Annotated in this window: 14 protein-coding genes; all 14 read left to right on the top strand. The window is 57.6% G+C overall.

Going from position 1 to position 19,318, the window contains the following annotated elements; genetic code table 11:
* Positions 1 to 1,259 precede the first annotated feature (1,259 nt).
* Positions 1,260 to 2,684: a mannose-1-phosphate guanylyltransferase/mannose-6-phosphate isomerase gene (locus PCE31107_RS19190; protein WP_150610361.1), complete on the top strand. Its 1,425-nt coding sequence runs from the start codon at positions 1,260 to 1,262 to the stop codon at positions 2,682 to 2,684.
* Positions 2,685 to 2,785: 101 nt separating this feature from the next.
* Positions 2,786 to 3,907 (top strand): non-hydrolyzing UDP-N-acetylglucosamine 2-epimerase, encoded by a 1,122-nt coding sequence (gene wecB / locus PCE31107_RS19185; protein WP_150610319.1) that lies wholly within the window; start codon positions 2,786 to 2,788, stop codon positions 3,905 to 3,907.
* Between the two features lie 4 nt (positions 3,908 to 3,911).
* Positions 3,912 to 5,162, top strand: a complete 1,251-nt coding sequence (gene wecC, locus PCE31107_RS19180) for a UDP-N-acetyl-D-mannosamine dehydrogenase (protein WP_150610318.1) — start codon at positions 3,912 to 3,914, stop codon at positions 5,160 to 5,162.
* Positions 5,163 to 5,188: 26 nt separating this feature from the next.
* Positions 5,189 to 6,223: a GDP-mannose 4,6-dehydratase gene (gene gmd / locus PCE31107_RS19175; protein WP_150610317.1), complete on the top strand. Its 1,035-nt coding sequence runs from the start codon at positions 5,189 to 5,191 to the stop codon at positions 6,221 to 6,223.
* Positions 6,207 to 7,154, top strand: a complete 948-nt coding sequence (locus PCE31107_RS19170) for a GDP-mannose 4,6-dehydratase (protein WP_246181887.1) — start codon at positions 6,207 to 6,209, stop codon at positions 7,152 to 7,154. The genes gmd and PCE31107_RS19170 overlap by 17 nt, the downstream gene beginning before the upstream one ends.
* A 41-nt stretch (positions 7,155 to 7,195) precedes the next feature.
* Positions 7,196 to 8,254: a glycosyltransferase gene (locus PCE31107_RS23540; protein ID WP_217425214.1), complete on the top strand. Its 1,059-nt coding sequence runs from the start codon at positions 7,196 to 7,198 to the stop codon at positions 8,252 to 8,254.
* Positions 8,255 to 8,268: 14 nt separating this feature from the next.
* A complete protein-coding gene (locus PCE31107_RS19160) occupies positions 8,269 to 9,573 on the top strand; it encodes an MATE family efflux transporter (RefSeq protein WP_150610316.1) in 1,305 nt (434 codons plus the stop codon).
* 147 nt (positions 9,574 to 9,720) lie between these two features.
* A complete protein-coding gene (asnB, locus tag PCE31107_RS19155) occupies positions 9,721 to 11,637 on the top strand; it encodes an asparagine synthase (glutamine-hydrolyzing) (protein WP_150610315.1) in 1,917 nt (638 codons plus the stop codon).
* A 21-nt stretch (positions 11,638 to 11,658) separates the two neighbouring features.
* Entirely contained in the window at positions 11,659 to 13,794 is a 2,136-nt protein-coding gene (locus PCE31107_RS19150; protein WP_150610313.1) for a bi-domain-containing oxidoreductase, read from the top strand.
* 118 nt (positions 13,795 to 13,912) lie between these two features.
* Positions 13,913 to 15,691 (top strand): heparinase II/III family protein, encoded by a 1,779-nt coding sequence (locus PCE31107_RS19145; RefSeq protein WP_174966731.1) that lies wholly within the window; start codon positions 13,913 to 13,915, stop codon positions 15,689 to 15,691.
* 1 nt (position 15,692) lies between these two features.
* Positions 15,693 to 16,913, top strand: coding sequence for a glycosyltransferase family 4 protein (locus tag PCE31107_RS19140; RefSeq protein ID WP_150610309.1), 1,221 nt, complete (start codon positions 15,693 to 15,695; stop codon positions 16,911 to 16,913).
* Positions 16,906 to 17,508: a sugar transferase gene (locus tag PCE31107_RS19135; protein ID WP_150610307.1), complete on the top strand. Its 603-nt coding sequence runs from the start codon at positions 16,906 to 16,908 to the stop codon at positions 17,506 to 17,508. The genes PCE31107_RS19140 and PCE31107_RS19135 overlap by 8 nt, the downstream gene beginning before the upstream one ends.
* Entirely contained in the window at positions 17,505 to 18,134 is a 630-nt protein-coding gene (locus tag PCE31107_RS19130) for an acetyltransferase (RefSeq protein ID WP_150610306.1), read from the top strand. The genes PCE31107_RS19135 and PCE31107_RS19130 overlap by 4 nt, the downstream gene beginning before the upstream one ends.
* Positions 18,135 to 18,138: 4 nt before the next feature.
* Positions 18,139 to 19,314, top strand: coding sequence for a DegT/DnrJ/EryC1/StrS family aminotransferase (locus PCE31107_RS19125; RefSeq protein WP_150610305.1), 1,176 nt, complete (start codon positions 18,139 to 18,141; stop codon positions 19,312 to 19,314).
* Positions 19,315 to 19,318: the final 4 nt, after the last annotated feature.

The raw sequence follows: 19,318 nt of genomic DNA, 5'->3' as shown, positions 1-19,318 counted from the left end.
TTGCGTTTAAATTCCCTCCGCCTGTTTTCGGTCACGTTCTTTTCGTCGAGAGATTATCCGTGAACACCGTGTGCATGCTGTAAATATGGAATCAATACTGCCGATCGTCGCGAGATTTCCGGGAAATTCAAGCGGATTTTCATTGCGATTTGCTCATCACAGAATTTCCAGGATTGGTGAAAGTGTTGGCAATCAGTACAGTTTGGCGATGATAGAAGATTCTGGATCGACACGTGGGGATTTGGCTGTAGGCACCACGCGTGTTGCTTCGTTGATTGGATTTTCGTTCCGTGAGCGCGAGGCATTAACACAGTCTTGCTCCTTGCGGCGAAATCAACCTCACGATAAGGGTTAGCCTGCGCGACGTGGGAACGTTTTGCAATCTGTTGCACCACTGACCATCGGCCAACCGGGCTGTCATTTTGTGGTGACTTCAAACGATCGGCGATTTTTTCAGCATCCATCGACTCTTGATCGTCACAGGTGGGGTTTCTTCTCAAATAAGCCCTGGTGAAGGGGATCGTCCACCGAATTATTTACATTTGCATATAGGCACGAAAATTGGCATTTTTGCGGGCTGACTATATGGCGTGGTCCCATCGATCATCGAAGCATTCTTTTATGTCAGTCGCCAGAGAAAATAACTTCAGTTTCGAGCGTGGGGCAATGAATCAATTCCGATAATGCCGCTATCTTTTCTTGTCAATATATTAAATCGCGGGCCCTGCTCACTTTCGTCCGGCCGTGTCACGGTATTCGTGTTGGGCTACCATCGAATCGAACCTGGGTGGAATCAGTTTCACGGCGACTTGCCATGCCGCTTACCTGGCCTCAGGCCTCTAGCGAGTGATATGCGCAGGTTGTGGCTGCAATGTAACGATATGTATCACGCGTCTGTAGGAGACGGGAATTACACAGGCCGATCTCGGCTTGCAGGGTGTGCCCGATAGTCAGTTACAAGTGCAGACTCCCCGATTCTTCAGGGTTTCTGGCAATCTGCGCGCCCTAACGGGGTGTGGACTTGTCCGAGGCAGCTTCGGTTACGCCTTGTTGCGAATATTGCGTCGACCTGACATCGAATCCGCCTGCCGCTGGCGAGTTGGATTAAAATCCTCGGTTTGGCAGCGAGCCATGCGCGGGTGGTGCATATCCCACGAGGGGGTACGCGTTCGACCACCATAAGCGGCGATTTTTGCCAAGCGTGGTGTGTGACCACCTCAGATGCGAAAGTTGGCGGGTTCTTGGAGCTTAATAGAATTATGGCGATAATTCCGGTCGTCCTGTCTGGTGGCAGCGGTACGCGCCTTTGGCCGCTTTCACGTGCGAGCTATCCCAAGCAATATCTCGCACTCTATGGGGCAGATACGTTGCTTCAGCAAACGGTCGGCAGAATTAGGGGGCTGAAGGATGTCGGTGCGCCGCTGATCATTGCGAACAACGAACAGCGATTCCTCGTGGCCGAGCAATTGCGATCGATCGATCTGAAGCCGGGCGCTATCGTACTCGAACCCATCGGCCGCAACACCGCACCGGCTGTCGCGGCTGCGGCACTGCTTGCGCTGCGCGACATGCCCGATGCAGTACTTCTCGTTCTGCCGTCGGATCACATCATTGCTAACGAGGACGTGTTCTTCGATGTTGTGGAAGCCGCGCGGGAACTAGCGGCCGACGACTATCTCGTCACTTTCGGTATTCCACCCGAAACACCTCATACGGGCTATGGTTATATTCGTCGCGGCGCCCGGACGAAGGGCAGCGCCAGCGGGTTTCACATCGAGCAATTCATCGAGAAACCGAATGCAGAACTCGCGGCTTCGTTTATCGAGGAGGGGAACTGCTTCTGGAACAGCGGCATGTTCCTCTTTAAGGCTAAAGCTTATCTAGAACAGATGGCCCGACTGCAGCCCGATATGCTCGCGCAGGTAACGGCAGCCGTTGATCAAGGTGCCGTCGACGTCGATTTTCTGCGGCTGGACAGGGCAAGCCTTGAGGCGTGCCGATCCGATTCTATCGACTACGCCGTTATGGAAAAGGCGACGCGCGCCGCCGTCATCGATGCGGCGGGTCTGGGCTGGAGTGACATCGGGTCTTGGTCAGCTTTGTCGGAAATCGTGCCGCGTGACGAACAGGGCAATTCTTTGTTGGGAGACGTGGTCGCTCACGATGTGAAGAACTCCTATATCCGTTCCGAGAGCCGCATCGTTGCGGCTGTTGGCGTCGAGAACGTCGTTGTTGTCGAGACACCGGATGCTGTGCTAGTAGCAGGGAAGGAGCATGTGCAGGACGTACGAAAAGTGGTCGACTCATTGATCGCTCAAGGGCGTTCCGAATCGACACTGCACCGCCGTGTGTTCCGTCCCTGGGGCGCCTATGAAGGTCTTGGCGAAGGTGAGCGCTTCCAGGTGAAGCGGATCTTCGTGAAGCCGGGCGCCGCCCTCAGCTTGCAGATGCATTACCACCGTTCGGAGCACTGGATCGTTGTTCGCGGTACCGCGAACGTCACATGTGACGGCAAGACCATACTACTCACGGAAAATCAATCGACTTACATTCCGTTGGGGACGTCCCATCGTCTGGAGAACCCGGGCAAAGTGCCGCTCGAATTGATTGAAGTCCAGTCCGGCACCTACCTTGGAGAGGACGATATCGTCCGATTTGAGGATCATTATGGCCGAGCCCCCTGATTGGGATCGGCACAGCTCGGACGAATTCTCCTCCCCCTTTCGTTTGTTTGACAATCGCCAACCGATTCTTGCGGGACGGCACAGTATTGTGCGTAATGGCTATGAAAAAAGTACTTGTTATTTTCGGCACCCGCCCCGAGGCCATCAAGATGGCACCGGTGATTTCCGCTCTGAAAGCCGCGGATCGATTCGAGGTGCGTGTGTGCGTCACTGCGCAGCACCGCCAGATGCTCGATCAGGTACTTGACCTGTTCGGCATTCAGCCCGATTTCGACCTGAACTTGATGCGCCCTGGGCAGGATCTGACGGATGTGACCTCGCGAGTATTGCTCGGCATGCGCGACATCTTCGCCAAGTACCGACCCGACATAGTATTGGTTCACGGGGACACAACTACCACGCTCGCCGCCTCGTTGGCAGCGTTCTATCAGCGGATAGTCGTTGGGCACGTCGAAGCTGGCCTGCGCACGGGCAACATATACTCGCCGTGGCCGGAGGAAATGAACCGGCGCGTTGCCGGCTCGATCGCCACGTTCCATTTCGCGCCGACCAACGTCGCCCGCGACAACCTGCTGGCCGAGCATAAGGACGCTGCGTCGATTCATGTCACGGGCAACACCGTAATCGACGCTTTACTCGAAGTGCACCAGCGCATCAGGGGCGATGCCGATCTGCGAGCCGCCTTCGACGAACAGTTTGCATTCCTTGATAGTAATCGCAAGCTGATTCTAGTGACGGGGCATCGGCGCGAGAATTTCGGCGACGGATTCGAGAGTATTTGCGCTGCATTGGTCGAGCTTTCGCAAAGAGAGGACGTTGAGGTCGTCTATCCCGTGCATTTAAATCCGAATGTGCAGGAGCCGGTTCGCCGCATTCTGGGGCGCCTGGGCAACGTACATCTCATTGAGCCACTCGATTACCTGCCGTTCGTCTATTTGATGGGGCGCAGCTACCTTATTCTTACGGATAGCGGAGGCATTCAGGAAGAAGCTCCGTCGCTGGGCAAACCGGTGCTGGTGATGCGCGACACCACTGAGCGCCCGGAGGCGGTAAGTGCGGGGACCGTTCGACTCGTAGGCACCGATTCCGACTTGATCGCTCGCGAAGTCACGCGATTGCTTGACGATTCCACGGCCTATCAAACGATGTCACGCGCGCACAATCCATACGGCGACGGTGCGGCAGCAAAACGAATCACAGAGATTCTCGTAAAGGGAGTATGAGGCAATGACGCAGTTCAAAACGGTCACCGTGATTGGCCTGGGATACATTGGTTTGCCGACCGCAACAGTCCTGGCGAGCCGCGGCGTCACGGTCGTGGGTGTGGACGTGAACGACCGTGTTGTGAACACGATTAACGAAGGCCGGATTCACATTATTGAGCCGGAACTTGACGCGCTTGTCCACGAGGTCGTGCGCAATGGCAAGCTGCGGGCAACGCTTGTGCCCGAGCCGGCCGACGCCTTCATGATCGCCGTGCCTACGCCGTTCAAGGGCGATCACGAGCCCGACCTCTCCTACATCGAGCAGGCCGGCAAGGCCATCGGTCCTGCGCTTAGTGCCGGCAATCTAGTCATCCTCGAGTCGACATCGCCCGTTGGCACCACGGAGAAGCTTTCGAAGTGGTTGGCCGAAGCTCGCCCGGACCTCAAGTTCCCGCACGAGTATGGCGAGCAAGCTGACGTCCACATGGCGTACTGCCCCGAGCGAGTGCTGCCGGGTCATGTGTTGCGCGAGCTTGTCGAAAACGACCGGATCGTCGGCGGGCTCACCCCGAAGGCCGGAGAATTGGCGGTCCAGCTTTACCGGACTTTTGTGCGTGGGGAATGTCTGCAGACGGATGCCCGTACGGCCGAAATGGCAAAGCTCACCGAGAACGCATTTCGTGACGTGAACATTGCGTTTGCGAACGAACTGTCACTAATCTGCGACCGCCTGAGCATTGATGTTTGGGAGCTGATTCAGTTGGCCAATCGCCATCCCCGTGTCAGCATACTGCAGCCGGGCCCAGGAGTTGGTGGACATTGCATCGCCGTAGATCCTTGGTTCATTGTGGATTCAAGCCCGGACGAGGCACGCCTGATACGGACGTCACGTGAAGTGAACGACTACAAGCCGCATTGGGTCGTTGAGCAAGTGCTCAATGCGGTCGCAGGCCGCGCGGACGCGGTCGTCGCGTGCCTGGGACTTGCCTTCAAAGCCAACATTGACGATTTGCGTGAAAGCCCGGCCGTGGATATCGCAAAGACGCTCGCCAGCGACGAGCGTCTGCGTGTACTCGCAGTGGAACCACACATCGAATCGCTGCCGGCGTCACTCGTTGGCGCAGTCGAGTTGTCGACTTTCGACGAAGCGCTCGGCGTCGCCGACGTTATCGTGCTGCTGGTCGACCACGATCAGTTCAAACGCGTGGACTGGAGCGCACATACTGGCAAACCGATCATCGATACGCGCGGCCTCGTTCGCGTTGGCCGATAACACAGTAGATCAGGGCATACAAGCACATGAGCAAAGCACTAGTTACCGGGGTCACAGGTCAGGACGGCGCCTACTTGACCGCGCGTCTTCTCGAGCTGGGTTATACCGTCTACGGTGCTTACCGCCGTTCCAGCTCAGTGAACTTCTGGCGACTGGAGGAGCTTGGCGTTCTTGGACATGCGAATCTGCATCTGGTCGAGTTTGATCTGACTGACGCTTCCGGCGCCATTCGCCTCCTCGAGCAGTGCGAGCCGGACGAAATCTATAACCTCGCGGCACAAAGTTTCGTCGGGGTCTCGTTTGACCAGCCGCTTGCAACGGCAAACATAACGGGGCTGGGCGCCGTGAATCTGCTCGAAGCGATTCGTATAGTCAACGCGCGTATCCGCTATTACCAAGCATCCACTTCGGAGATGTTCGGCAAGGTGCAGGCGATTCCCCAGGTCGAAGACACCCCGTTCTATCCGCGCAGCCCATACGGCGTCGCCAAGCTTTACGCGCACTGGATGACGATCAACTACCGCGAGTCCTATGGCATCTTCGGGTCGAGCGGGATTCTCTTCAATCACGAGTCGCCTCTGCGCGGACGTGAGTTCGTGACACGCAAAATCACGGACACCGTGGCAAAGATCAAGCTAGGCAAGGCAGACATCCTTGAGCTTGGAAATATGGACGCCAAGCGCGACTGGGGCTATGCAAAGGAGTACGTTGAAGGCATGCGCCTGATGCTGCAAGCTGATCAACCGGACACGTTTGTACTCGCGACCAACCGCACCGAGACTGTGCGCGACTTCGTGACGATGTCGTTCAAGGCGGTGAACATTGCGCTTGAATGGAGAGGTAACGCCGAGAACGAAATAGCCATCGATTGCGCTACGGGACGAACGCTGGTGCGCGTAAATCCGAAGTTCTATCGCCCCGCCGAAGTCGATCTGCTGATCGGCGATCCCGCGAAAGCCAAGAGAATTTTGGGCTGGGCTCCAGAGACGACACTTGAGACTCTTTGCGAGCTGATGGTGGTGGCTGACCTTAGCAGGAACCGCAGTGGTCACTCGTTCTGATACCGTGCCGCGCGTCTTTGTGACTGGGTTGTCCGGCTTCACCGGAAGTTATCTTCGTGAGCGTTTCGCCGCTGATGGCTGGGAAGTGCGGGGCACCGGCCGCGAGGTCGCAGACGGCGTGATGACCTGCGACCTGTTTGAAAAGTCGCGCATGACGGAAATTTTGTCGGCGTTTCGTCCGGATTATGTGGTGCATCTCGCGGCCATTGCGTTTGTCGGACACGGCGCGCCGGACGCCTTTTACAACGTCAATGTACTGGGCACGGAAGCGTTGTTTGAGGCCATCGTTGCTGCGGATGTCCAGCCTCGCAAGGTATTGGTCGCGAGTAGCGCGAATATTTACGGCAACGCCACAATATTGCCGATTAACGAAAAAACACCACCTGCACCGACGAATCATTACGCGATCAGCAAATTCGCGATGGAGCTGATGTTGCGCAACTGGTTTGACCGGTTGCCGATCATTGTGGCTCGGCCTTTCAACTACACTGGGTTCGGGCAATCGGAGAGTTTTTTGGTGCCGAAGATCGTTTCGGCATTTTCACGTGGTGATCGCGCTTTGAAACTGGGAAATCTGGACGTGGCGCGCGATTTCTCGGATGTTCGTTACGTCGTTGATGCTTACGCGCGACTTTTAAGCGCTGACATTGCTGGAGAAACGGTAAACATTTGTTCCGGCAAGGCCTATTCGTTGCGCGACGTTGTCGCCGCCGCCGAGGCTGCTTCAGGCCGATCCATTGTCATAGAGAGCGAGCAACATCTCAGGCGCGCCGGCGAAGTATCGGTCCTGTATGGCACGCCGGAGCGCCTTGCGCAGCTCATTGGTGACCTGTCTCCAGTAGGCCTTGATGCGCTTGTTCGCAATATGTACCAGCAGTATCTGCATGCCGCCGCCAGAACGGGTGGCGATGCTCCGATTAGCTTGATGTGATGACCGTGCGCGGTTATTAGTCGTCTGACGTACCTCTCTTCATGAAGATTTGTTTCTTTTCGCACATGACCGATCACTCCAACTGGCGTGAGGCGTTCGAGAAAGTGGAGTTCTACCGGGTCGACATCGAGATTTTGCGCTCGCTCGGGCATGAGGTCGTGCTGGCAGGGGACTTCAAAACGTTTGATCGCACGGCAGATTTGTACTACTGCTGGTGGTGGACCTATGCAATGTTTCCCGTCGTACAGTCGCTAATTGGGCGTAAGCCCGTGGTTGTGACCGGGGCATTCGATTACGACACATGTCACGGCGTAATTCCAGGCCTTAGTTATCTCGACAGGCCGACGTGGCAGCGCGCCTTGATGGCGGCCGCACTCCGTACGGCAAGCGCCAATCTGTTTATTTCGCAATGCGAGTACGAGAAGGTGACGTCGAACCTTGTTGTGCGAAATGCCGTAAATTGTCCGTTGGCCATCAATACCGAGCACTATCGCTTGGCGAATCCTGCTCTCGCGCGCGAAGACTTCTTCTTCACTGTGTCTTGGTCGAGCAAAACTAACGTGCAGCGCAAATGCCTTGAATCGATTATCAAAGCATTTGGAGAATACGCGAAAACAAATGCGAAGACGCGCCTTGTGATGGCGGGAAAGAAGGGCGACTACTACGAGAACTTAGTTGAACTGGCGAAGTCCTGCGGCGTAGCTGAGCGAGTGGAATTCCCGGGCATGATCTCTGACGAGGAGAAGATTCGAAAATACCAAGCCTGCATCGCCTATGTGCAGCCAACGTTGTTCGAGGGCTTTGGCTTGGCTATCGGCGAGGCGCTTGCCTGCGGTGCCCAAGTTATCACGAGTCCGTCCGGTGCTGTTCCAGAAGTGGCTGTCGATTTTGCGCAATATGTCGAGCCTAACAATGTGGAAGCGTTGACGACTGCGATGCGTAAGGCCGTTGATGAGATCTTGACTATGGACCGCAAGATCGCGCAATTCGAACATATTAATCGCACTTTTTCCATTGAGGCCCGTCGCGAGCATTTGGGGGAAATCATCGATCGCGTAGCTTCGCGAAAAGTGACGCATGCGCAGCGATATCAGCAGTGAGAGTGCACCGCGTTTTGGAAAAAGTTTTCACAAAATTGGGAGCATACCGGACGGTGTTCTCGGTGCTCATTTTGACGATGTGCATCCAGGGCGGCATCATTGCGTCACAGCTATTCACGACGCTTTATTTGACATCGTCGGAAGTTGGCGTGATTCGGGCGTTGGAGAGCATTCTATCCATTCTCGTACTCGGCGTTTCCTTCGGAGCTCCATCCCTCGCCATTCGCGAAGCAGCCGCGCATGCGGACGACTCGGAGCGAGCCCATTTAATGGCTCGTTTGCTGATAATAGAATTGGTGGCTGGTGGCGTGACATTCGTCGTGCTCCTCACGATTCAGCGATTCTTGCCCAACACTGAAACGATAAGGCTTGTGAGCCGGGTCGCTGCGGTGGCGCTGTTGACCAACAGTGTTCGGGTACTCGCCGGCTTTGCTCAGGGCTTGCAGATTACAACGCAGGTATCGATACCCCTTATCGTGTCGACAACGGCGTCAATGGCGATCGTGACTGTCAGCGCGTATTCGTTCGGTATCGGTGGTTGGGTGGTAGGCCGATATGTTGGCGAAGCAACTGTGCTGCTGGCATTTGTGTTTTGCCTTAGGGACTATTTCAGGAAGGTATTCCCGTTGTTCTCCCGCAAGAATCTACCAAGCAAGAGTTTGGTTATCCTTGGATTTACGGCAAATCTTGCGCTGGTGGTGCGACTCGTTTGCGACAACCTCCCGATTCTTGGTATGACGGCCGCCAAGGTCAAGCCGGATCAGATTGGATATTTCGGTATCGCCACGCTAGTGTTAATGGCGCCGACGCTCTTGATGGCCGTCACCAGTCAGGTGGAACTGCCGCGGATTGTAACTGTGGCCCATGATTTGCTTCGGGTGACCGACCGATTGCGTCGACTCACGCGGGCGCTCGCGAAGATTGGTGGGCTGTGTATCGCGGTCAGCCTGTTGGCGGGCATTGTCAATCGATTGATTCTGCATATTAGCTATACAGCAACACTAGATATTCTGGTGGTCATTTCGCTGGCGCTGCCGCTACGCGGTATTGCTTTGTCAGTGGGCACCGTATTCATGGCGCTGCGACATTACCGTACTTCGATGTACGTTAACGTCGCCGAGGTGATGTTGACGAGCGTTCCGGCCTACGTCCTGGCGAGGACATTTGGGGCGTATGGTGCTGCGGCGGCCTTTCTCCTGGGCTCGCTTATCTCGGCAATTCTGCATCTGGGAACGCTCCGTTTTTCCGGTATGCTGGGCGGGCATTCGATTGGGGCCGGCGGACACCGGCCGCTATTGCAAGATCGCGGACTTGACTAACCGGCATCGACCGAAAGGCTTCGATAGTTCGCCCCGGCAGGTTTGCTGCCTTGCCGTACAGTGAACTGGAGTCTCTTGCGTAACACTTGGCTTACATCTGTGTGCCGCGGCGTTCTTTGCCGCGCAATCAATGACTAAATCGCGACTATGTGTGGAATCGTAGGATACGCTGGCCATTCCGGCCGGGCGCTGGACCTCTCTCTGTTGGGATCGATCATGGCCCATCGGGGACCCGACGATAGCGGGCAGGTAGTGTTCCATGAGGACAATATCGGTCTGGCACAACGACGCCTGGCGATCATCGATCTCTCGTCGACTGGACACCAGCCCATGTTCTCGCACGACAGCAACGTCTGCATTGTCTTCAACGGCGAGATCTATAACTACCGCGAATTGCGCCAGGCGCTTGTTGCCGACGGATATGAATTCCGCGGGCAGTCCGATACCGAGGTACTGCTCGTTATGTACGAAAAGCATGGCGAGGCAATGCTGTCACACCTGAACGGCATTTTCGCGTTCGCGCTTTGGGACAAACGCAAGCGCCAGATGTTCGTTGCGCGCGATCAGTTGGGCATCAAGCCGTTCTACTACACATGTGATTCGTTCGGATTCGCGTTTGCCAGCGAGATGAAGGTGCTGCTGCGCGGCGGTCTCGCGAGCAGCGAGCTTGATCCGGCCGCGGTACTCGCGCACCTCGGTTTCCTGTGGTCACCGGGCGAGCGAACCATCGCGAAGGCTGTGCGCAAACTCGAACCGGGCCATGCGATGATCGTTCGCGATGGTCGCATCGAGCGAAACTGGAAGTACTACGATTTACCTTACGGGCAGCCGTATCTCATGGGCACGGAAGACGATGTCGCCGATCAGGTGGCGGCGGCGGTGAAGGAAGCCGTGCGCCGTCAGATGGTAGCCGACGTACCCGTTGGCGCGTTCTTATCCGGTGGCTTGGACTCCACTTCGGTGGTTGCCTGTGCAGCACAGACCAACCCGGCGAATCGACTGCAATGTTTCACGATCGAAGTGATGGACGGCTCGGTCGCGACGGAAGGTTTTGCGAACGATCTTCCTTTCGCCAAGCGTGCTGCAGAGTATCTCGGTGTTGATTTGCATACCGTGCAAGTCGGACCGGAGATGGCCGACCGCCTCGGCGAAATGATTTACCATCTCGACGAGCCGACCGCCGATCCGGCAGCGCTCAATGCATTGTTCATCTCGGAGTTGGCGCGGGAGAAAGGCATCACGGTCTTGCTGTCAGGGGCAGGTGGCGATGACATCTTCACAGGCTACCGGCGACACTTTGCACTCTCGAAGGAGAGTTATTGGTCGTGGCTGCCGTCTGGAGTACGCACATTGTTGGCAGGCGCAGGCCGATCGTTACCGCCATCGTCGCCCTTCATGCGTCGCATTGGCAAGGCGCTGCAGTACGCGGATCTGAGCCCGAGCGATCGTCTCGCGAGTTACTTTTACTGGTTGCAGCCGGACACGGCGCTTGGTTTGCTCAATCGAGACTTCGCCGCCGGGCTTACGCCGGCAACGCTGGCCCAGCCGATGCTGGCGTCGTTGGGCAATCTTCCAAAGGGTGTCGACCCGCTGCATCGAATGCTCTATCTCGAGTGCAAGCACTTCCTCGCGGATCACAATCTGAATTACACCGACAAGATGGGGATGGCGGCGAGCATAGAAGTGCGTGTGCCGCTCCTTGATCTGGATCTTGTGGCGTTGGCAGCTCGAATCCCGCCAGAAATGAAGCAGAAGGGGCGGGAAGGCAAGGCGATTTTCAAGAGGGCGATGGAGCGCTATTTGCCGCGCGACATCATCTACCGTCCGAAAACCGGCTTTGGTGTACCGCTGAGACAATGGTTGGGTACTCGCCTCAAGCCACTCGTCGATGACGCGCTATCCGAGGAGTCGTTGCGACGCCGCGGCGTATTCGATCCTCGGGCAGTGGCCCGCCTACGCCAGCTCGACACCCAGAAACAAGTGGATGCCACTTACCCGATCTTCGCTATGCTCTGTCTCGAGCTCTGGTGCCGTCAGTACATTGACGGCCGCTATCCAAAATAACGCTCTCGCATCTATTAGAAGATGAAGCAAATTCTACAAAACATGGGCAACGGCGAAACAACGATCGTCGAGGCGCCAGCGCCGAAGGTGCAAGCCGGTAACCTTGTCATTCGCACGACGCACAGTTTGATCTCGGCGGGCACCGAGCGAATGCTCGTTGACTTTGGCAAGGCGTCGATGCTCGACAAGGCGCGCCAGCAGCCTGAAAAGGTAAAGATGGTGCTCGACAAGGTGCGCACTGAGGGATTGCTGACGACGATCGATGCGGTCAGGAGCAAGCTTGACCAGCCGCTGCCGTTGGGCTATTGCAATGCTGGTGTCGTGCTTGAAGTGGGCGCGGGTGTTGAGGGCTTTGCCGTGGGAGATCGTGTCGTGTCGAACGGGCCGCACGCCGATCTGGTGCGTGTGCCCAAGCATCTATGTGCAAGGATTCCCGACGGTGTGAACAACGAAGAGGCAGCCTTCACGGTGCTCGCTTCGATTGGTTTGCAGGGCATCCGGCTCGCGCAGCCGACGCTGGGCGAGTCCGTGGTGGTCGTTGGCCTAGGTCTGATCGGCCTAGCCACTGCTCAGTTGCTCAAGGCAAATGGATGCCGGGTGCTGGGGATCGATTTCGACGCCAGCAAGTTGGCGTTGGCTCGTCAGTTCGGTATCGAGACGTGTAATCCGGCGCAAGGGCAAGATCCCGTCGCATTCGCGATGGCATTTACACAGGGCGCGGGTGTTGACGCCGTCATCGTTACGGCGTCAACCAAATCTAGCGATCCGATAAGCCAGGCAGCGCGCATGTCACGCAAGCGTGGCCGCATTGTGCTGGTCGGCGTGACCGGCCTCGAGCTCAACCGCTCCGAGTTCTACGAAAAGGAGCTGACATTCCAGGTGTCATGCTCGTATGGCCCAGGCCGTTACGACCCTGACTACGAACAGGGGGGCAACGATTATCCGGTGGGCTTCGTCCGTTGGACCGAGCAGCGCAACTTCGCTGCCGTGCTCGACATGATGGCCGCGGGACACCTCAACGTCGCATCGCTGATTTCGCACCGATTCCCGTTCGACGACGCAATCGACGCCTATCAGGTGTTGAGTGCGGACAAATCGGCGCTGGGGATTGTGCTTCAGTATCCGGATGTGCTTGAGGCGGAACTGCGCGTGAAGAAAGTCGCATTGCAGGCAGCGTCGCCAAGCGTGAGCGCTGCGCCGGGCAGGCCGGTCCTGGGTGTTGTCGGTGCCGGCAATTATGCGTCGCGCGTGCTGCTGCCCGCCTTCAAGAAAGCGGGTGGCCATTTCGGCACCATCGTGACCAGTGGCGGCGTGTCAGGCGTTCATCATGGCAAGAAGCTGGGTTTCGAATCCGCATCTACCGAGCTTGATGACGTGATGACGGATGCATCCGTCAATACGGTTGTCATCGCCACGCGGCACGACACGCACGCGGGATTTGTTGTCAGAGCGCTGCGCGGTGGAAAGCATGTTTTTGTCGAAAAGCCCTTGGCGCTCACTATCGAGCAACTGGAACGGGTTCAGGACGCCTATGCAGACGCCCAGTCGGAGGGCGCGTCTTGTTTGCTGATGGTCGGTTTCAATCGGCGATTCTCGCCGCTCGTCATGGAAATGAAGCGAGCCCTCGGTGCCATTCGTCAGCCCAAGGTGTTTGTGTACACGGTCAATGCGGGCGCGATCCCGGCCAACCATTGGACGCAGGACATGGCCGTGGGCGGCGGGCGGATTATCGGTGAGGCATGCCACTTCATTGATTTGCTGCGCCATCTCGCTGGGGCACCTATCATTGATGCCTCGATTCGATGCATCGAATCGCAGGGCGATATCGTGAGCGACAAGGCAAGCATCACGTTGTCGTTTGCAGATGGTTCGCTCGGTACGATTCATTACCTCGCCAACGGTGGAAAAGCATTTCCGAAGGAGCGGTTGGAAGTTTTCGCCGGAGACGGCGTGATGCAGCTTGAAAACTATCGAGCGTTGCGTGGCTTTGACGCTTCCGTCAAAAACATGAAGCTGTGGCGTCAAGACAAGGGGCAGGACGCGTGCGCCGCAGCGTTCCTCGACGCCATCTCGAAGGGCCAGGCTTCGCCAATCCCTTACGAAGAACTCGTTGAGGTCGCGCGCGTAACGATCGAACTGGGGCTGCAAGCCAGCTAACATTATGGTCAAGCGACGACTGTCCCAGGCAACGACGCTTTGGCGTCTCGGACCTGCCAATTTGGCGCGGGTCGTGGCGTATCGCGCGCTGGGTCGCACGGGGTACTACCGCAGGACGATGCCCCGGTCGCCATCGTCGAGCGAACCGTTCTTCGCGTTCGAAAGCGCACGCTCGTCACCGCAAGGGAGCGCCATCCTCTCTGAACTCGCCCGCCCGGATATCGTCGAGCAGGCCGACGCGTTGCTGGCAGGCACTTTGAAGTTTTATGGTGACCGAGATTGGCGGGTCGGTTTTCCGCCGGCCTGGCATCGCAACCCGCGTTCGGGGGAAGACGCACTGAATGTGCGCGGCACCCACTGGTCCGACATCAACGAGTTCTCGCTTAACGCGGGGGACATCAAAGACTTGTGGGAGCCTTCGCGTTTTGACGGGTTGGTGCTGCTCGCTCAGTCGTGGCTAATTACGCGCGCGTCGAAATACGCCAACGCAGTCGAACAGTGGCTTGGAGACTGGTGTCGGGAAAATCCGGTGTCGTGCGGGGTCAACTGGAAGTGCGCACAGGAGGCGGGCATCCGTCTAATGCACGTGCTACTCGTAGCCGAAATGCTCGACCGATACGCGGGAGTGGCGCGTCGCGGAGGATTCTGGGCCTTCGTTGATACCCATTGCGCGCGTATCGCGCCGACGATGTTGTACGCGATTGCGCAGGACAACAATCACGCAACGTCAGAAGCCGCTGCGCTATATATGGCAGGCTTGGCGGGCATCCGCTGGGCAGATGCCCCGGCGGCGCTCGCCGTCGCCGCGCGACGATGGCATGCCCTTGGTCGAAAGTGGTTGCCCAACCGCGTAGACCGACTGGTGATGCCGGACGGCAGCTTCTCGCAACATTCGACGAATTACCACCGGTTGATGCTGGATACGCTGTCGCTCGCTCAGTGGTGGTGTGACCGCTTACGTGATCAGCCGTTGGGGGGGCAATGGCAGGTGCGCACGCAGGCGGCTGCGCGCTGGCTGTGTGCCATGACTGACCCGCGAAGCGGCGGCGCACCCAATCTTGGCGCGAACGACGGTGCACGGCTGATCAATCTCGACGGTGCGCCGTACCGGGATTTTCGGCCTTCCGTGCAGACCGCGTATTTCATATTTTTCCGTGCCCGTCGTTATGTGGCCGGTCCTTGGGATAGGACCGGCCGATGGCTGGGCATCGAAATTCCGGAACGGATCGACGCAACGCCTGAACGGACACGCTTCCCGGACGGCGGCTACGCGATGTTGCCGCTGGGCGACGATGGTCGTGTCTGGTTGCGCCTGCCGACGTTTCGGTTTCGTCCGTCGCACGCCGATGGCCTGCACATGGATCTGTGGTGGCGAGGCACTAATGTGTTGCGCGATGGCGGGACATACTCGTACAACACCGACACTACGACACTCGACTATTTCTCGGGGACAGCATCGCACAATACGCTGCAGTTCGACGCCCGTAATCAGATGCCGCGATTGAGCCGCTTTCTGTTCGGGGACTGGTTGCAGTGCGAACAGGCGACGACCTTGCCTGAGCAAGGCGTTGTCACCGCGGCATACCGTAATAGGGTGGGCGATTGGCACAAGCGCGAGATGAAGGTCGTCGGTGGCAACGAAGTGCGAGTCACCGATGAGTTTGCATCGAATGCGTCGCAGACAACGCTCCGCTGGCGCTTGGCGCCAGGCAACTGGCGATTGCGGGGCAACGAATGTACCGACGGGAGCACCACACTGCGCGTCGACGGGGCAAGCACACTCTGTCTGGAGACGGGGTGGGAATCGCTCTGTTACGGGCAGCGCGACGAGATTCCAGTGCTGGTTGCCAGGGCTCCAGCCAAAGGGCGCATCGAGACGTCTATACGACTGAACTAGTATGAAAATTCTTTACTTCCATCAGCATTTCTCAACCCGGTCAGGTGCAGCGGGGACGCGGTCGTACGAGATGGCTCGGCGCCTCATCGCTCGTGGTCACGAGGTCACCGTGGTTTGTGGTAGCTACGCGGCTGGTCGGACCGGTTTGTCTGGGTCTTTTCGGCGTGGCGTGCGCGAAGGCATCGTCGATGGCATCCACGTCATTGAGTTAGAGCTGCCGTATTCCAACAAAGACGGCTTCCTGAAGCGCATCGGTACCTTTCTGAAGTTCGCTTGCCGCAGCACTTGGCTGGGACTCTCGCGCGAATACGATCTGCTGTTTGCAACGACGACGCCCCTCACGGCGGGCATTCCGGGCATTGTTGCGAAATTGTTGCGTCGCAAAAAGTTCGTCTTTGAGGTGCGTGATCTCTGGCCAGAGCTTCCTAAAGCGATGGGAGTCATTCGTAATCCGGTCGTGCTGACTTTGATGTCGATGCTCGAGTGGAGCTCTTATCACGCGGCGGATGCATGTATCGGATTGTCGCCGGGCATCGTCGAAGGCATTCACCGACGCGGCATTCCGATGGAACGCATCGTCATGGTACCCAACGGTTGCGATCTTGGTATTTTCGATCAACACAGTGTTGTTGCGCATCGCCCCGAGGGGGTCGAGGCGGGCCACCTGATGGCAGTATTTGCCGGGACACATGGCGCTGCCAACGGTTTGGGTGCGGTGCTCGACGCGGCAGCAGTCCTGAAGTCGCGCGGCGCAGAGAATATCAAGCTGGTGTTCGTCGGCGACGGCAAAGAAAAGCCGGCGTTGACCGAGCGCGCGAACCGCGAAGGCCTGACCAACTGCTTGTTTCACGAACCTGTGTCCAAGACAGAATTGGCTTCACTGATGGCGGCGGCAGACGTGGGCCTCATGGTCCTCGCCAACATCCCGGCCTTCTACTACGGGACTTCACCGAACAAGTTCTTCGACTATATTTCTTCTGGGCTGCCGGTATTGAACAACTATCCTGGCTGGCTGGCGGACTATATTGATGAGAGCCGATGCGGCGTTGCCGTACCACCTGACGATGCGACGGCATTCGCCGACGCCCTCATGCGCATGGCCGAAGACCGAGAGGAACTCCGCGAGATGGGCGTCCGCGGTCGTGTGCTTGCAACGCAGTTTGATCGCGAACGGCTATCGAATCAGTTTGCGGACTGGCTGGAGAAAACTGCCTGTGTTTAAGCGACTCATCGACATCGTTGGTGCGACGACCGGGTTGCTGCTCCTGGGGCCCGTCATCCTGCTTGTCTGGTGGATGGTTTCGCGCCGGCTTGGAAAGCCGGCGCTGTTTCGTCAGGTGCGGCCGGGGCTTCACGGGCGTCCGTTCGAGATGGTTAAGTTTAGGACCATGACGGACGCGCGCGACGCCAATGGCAATCTACTGCCGGATGCTGAGCGCATGACCCCGTTCGGTCAATTCTTGCGTGCCTCTAGCCTCGACGAATTACCTGAACTGTGGAACGTGCTCAAGGGCGATATGAGCCTTGTCGGTCCGCGGCCGCTGCTCATGGAGTACCTTGCATTGTATTCTTCCGAGCAGGCGCGTCGACATGACGTTCGTCCCGGGGTAACAGGCTGGGCGCAGGTCAATGGCCGCAACGCGATCAATTGGGGCGAGAAGTTTCGTCTCGACGTCTGGTACGTCGATCATCGTAACTTCTGGCTCGACTTGCGCATCATCTATATGACGGTACGTAAGGTATTCGTGCGCGAAGGGATCTCGCAGGTGGGACAGGCAACTGCGGAAAAATTTTCTGGCAACGGAGATCGTAATTGAAGCGGCTCATGGTGCTGGGTGCCGGTGGGCACGGTGCCGTTGTGGCCGACATCGCCTCGGCCGTGTGGCCGGATGTGACGATTTCATTCCTGGACGACCGTTACGGAACCTTGTCGAGAGTGTTTGACTGGCCGGTCGTCGGAAACTTCGAGAGCGCACTAAAGCTAATCGATGCGGATTCCGGGTTTATTGTTGCGATCGGCAACAATCGAGCGCGTCACGATTGGCTGAATAGGTTACTTGAGGCGGGGGCCGTGTCTCCGGTTCTGATGCATCCGACTGCGGTTGTGAGTTCTCGCGCCCGACTGGGTGCAGGCACGGTGGTTTTCGCGACTGCCGTCATTCAGATTGGTGCAACCGTTGGACGAGGGTGCATCGTCAATACCGCCGCCGTTGTGGAGCATGATTGTCAACTCGGGGACGCCGTCCATATCTGTCCCCAGGTTGGCTTGGCGGGTAACGTGACTATCGGCTCGCGAAGCACGCTAGGCGTGGGGACGTCGGTGCGGCAAGGGATTGAGATAGGTTCGGATGTTGTCATCGGCGCGGGGAGCGCTGTGGTCAGGGATATCGCATCCAGCGCGCTGGCGTATGGCGTGCCGGCAGTGACGAAATTGGAGATTTGATTTCATGTTGAATACGAAACTGAGCCCGTGGCCGAGTTTCACCCAAGAGGAAATCGACGCAGTTGCTGGCGTTCTGCGCTCGAACAAGGTCAACTATTGGACCGGCAACGAGAGCCGTGAGTTCGAGAAGGAATTCGCCGCTTACGTGGGCAGTCGCCATGCGATCGCGCTGGCGAATGGCACGCTGGCTATCGATCTGGCGCTCAAAGTACTCGGTATCGGTAAGGGCGACGAGGTAATCGTCACGTCGCGGACCTTCCTTGCATCGGCCAGTTCGATCGTCAATGCCGGCGCGGTGCCAGTGTTTGCCGATGTGGATCGTGACTCACAGAACATCACGGCAGAGACGATTCGCGCGGTCCTGACTACGCGCACCAAAGCCATCATGTGCGTGCACCTAGCCGGCTGGCCGTGCGACATGGACCCGATCATGGAGCTCGCGCGCGAGCGAAATCTCTATGTCATCGAAGACTGTGCGCAGGCGCATGGCGCCCGCTACAAGGGGCGTCATGTTGGGACGATCGGGCACATTGGCGCGTGGTCATTCTGCCAGGATAAGATCATGACGACGGGGGGGGAGGGCGGTATGGTTACGCTCGACGACGATATGTGGTGGCGTGCCGCGTGGGCATTCAAGGATCATGGAAAATCATACGCGGCGGTGTATGAGAAGTCGCACCCGCCGGGATTTCGCTGGTTGCACGAGTCGTTTGGCACCAATTGGCGAATTACGGAAATGCAATCCGCGATCGGACGCATCCAGTTGCGTCGACTCGATACTTGGAAGGCACGGCGGCAAGCGATAGCGCGTCGTCTCGACGAGGCGTGCGAACCGTTCGCCTCGATCCGTCTCGCCAAGGCGCCGCTCGACATAGATCACGCGAAGTACAAGCACTACGCTTTTATCCGCCCGGAAGCGCTTCGCGAGAACATTTCGCGAGATGACGTGGTCGCCAAGCTCAATGCGGCCGGTGTACCGAGCTACCAGGGCTCGTGCTCGGAGGTGTATCTCGAGAAGGCCTTCGACGGTACGAATTGGCGTCCCGCAGCGCCGCTGCAAGTGGCCCATGAATTGGGTGAGACCAGCCTTATGTTCCTCGTGCATCCAACGCTGGCGGACGAGGAAATTGATACTGTTTGCGCGTCCATCGGGCAAGTTCTTCAGAAAGTCACGCGTTGATTTT

Source organism: Pandoraea cepalis, from assembly GCF_902459625.1.
GTDB classification, from domain to species: domain Bacteria; phylum Pseudomonadota; class Gammaproteobacteria; order Burkholderiales; family Burkholderiaceae; genus Pandoraea; species Pandoraea cepalis.
The sequence above is the reverse complement of the archived record's forward strand: the minus strand, read 5'-3'. Positions and strand labels throughout refer to the sequence as shown.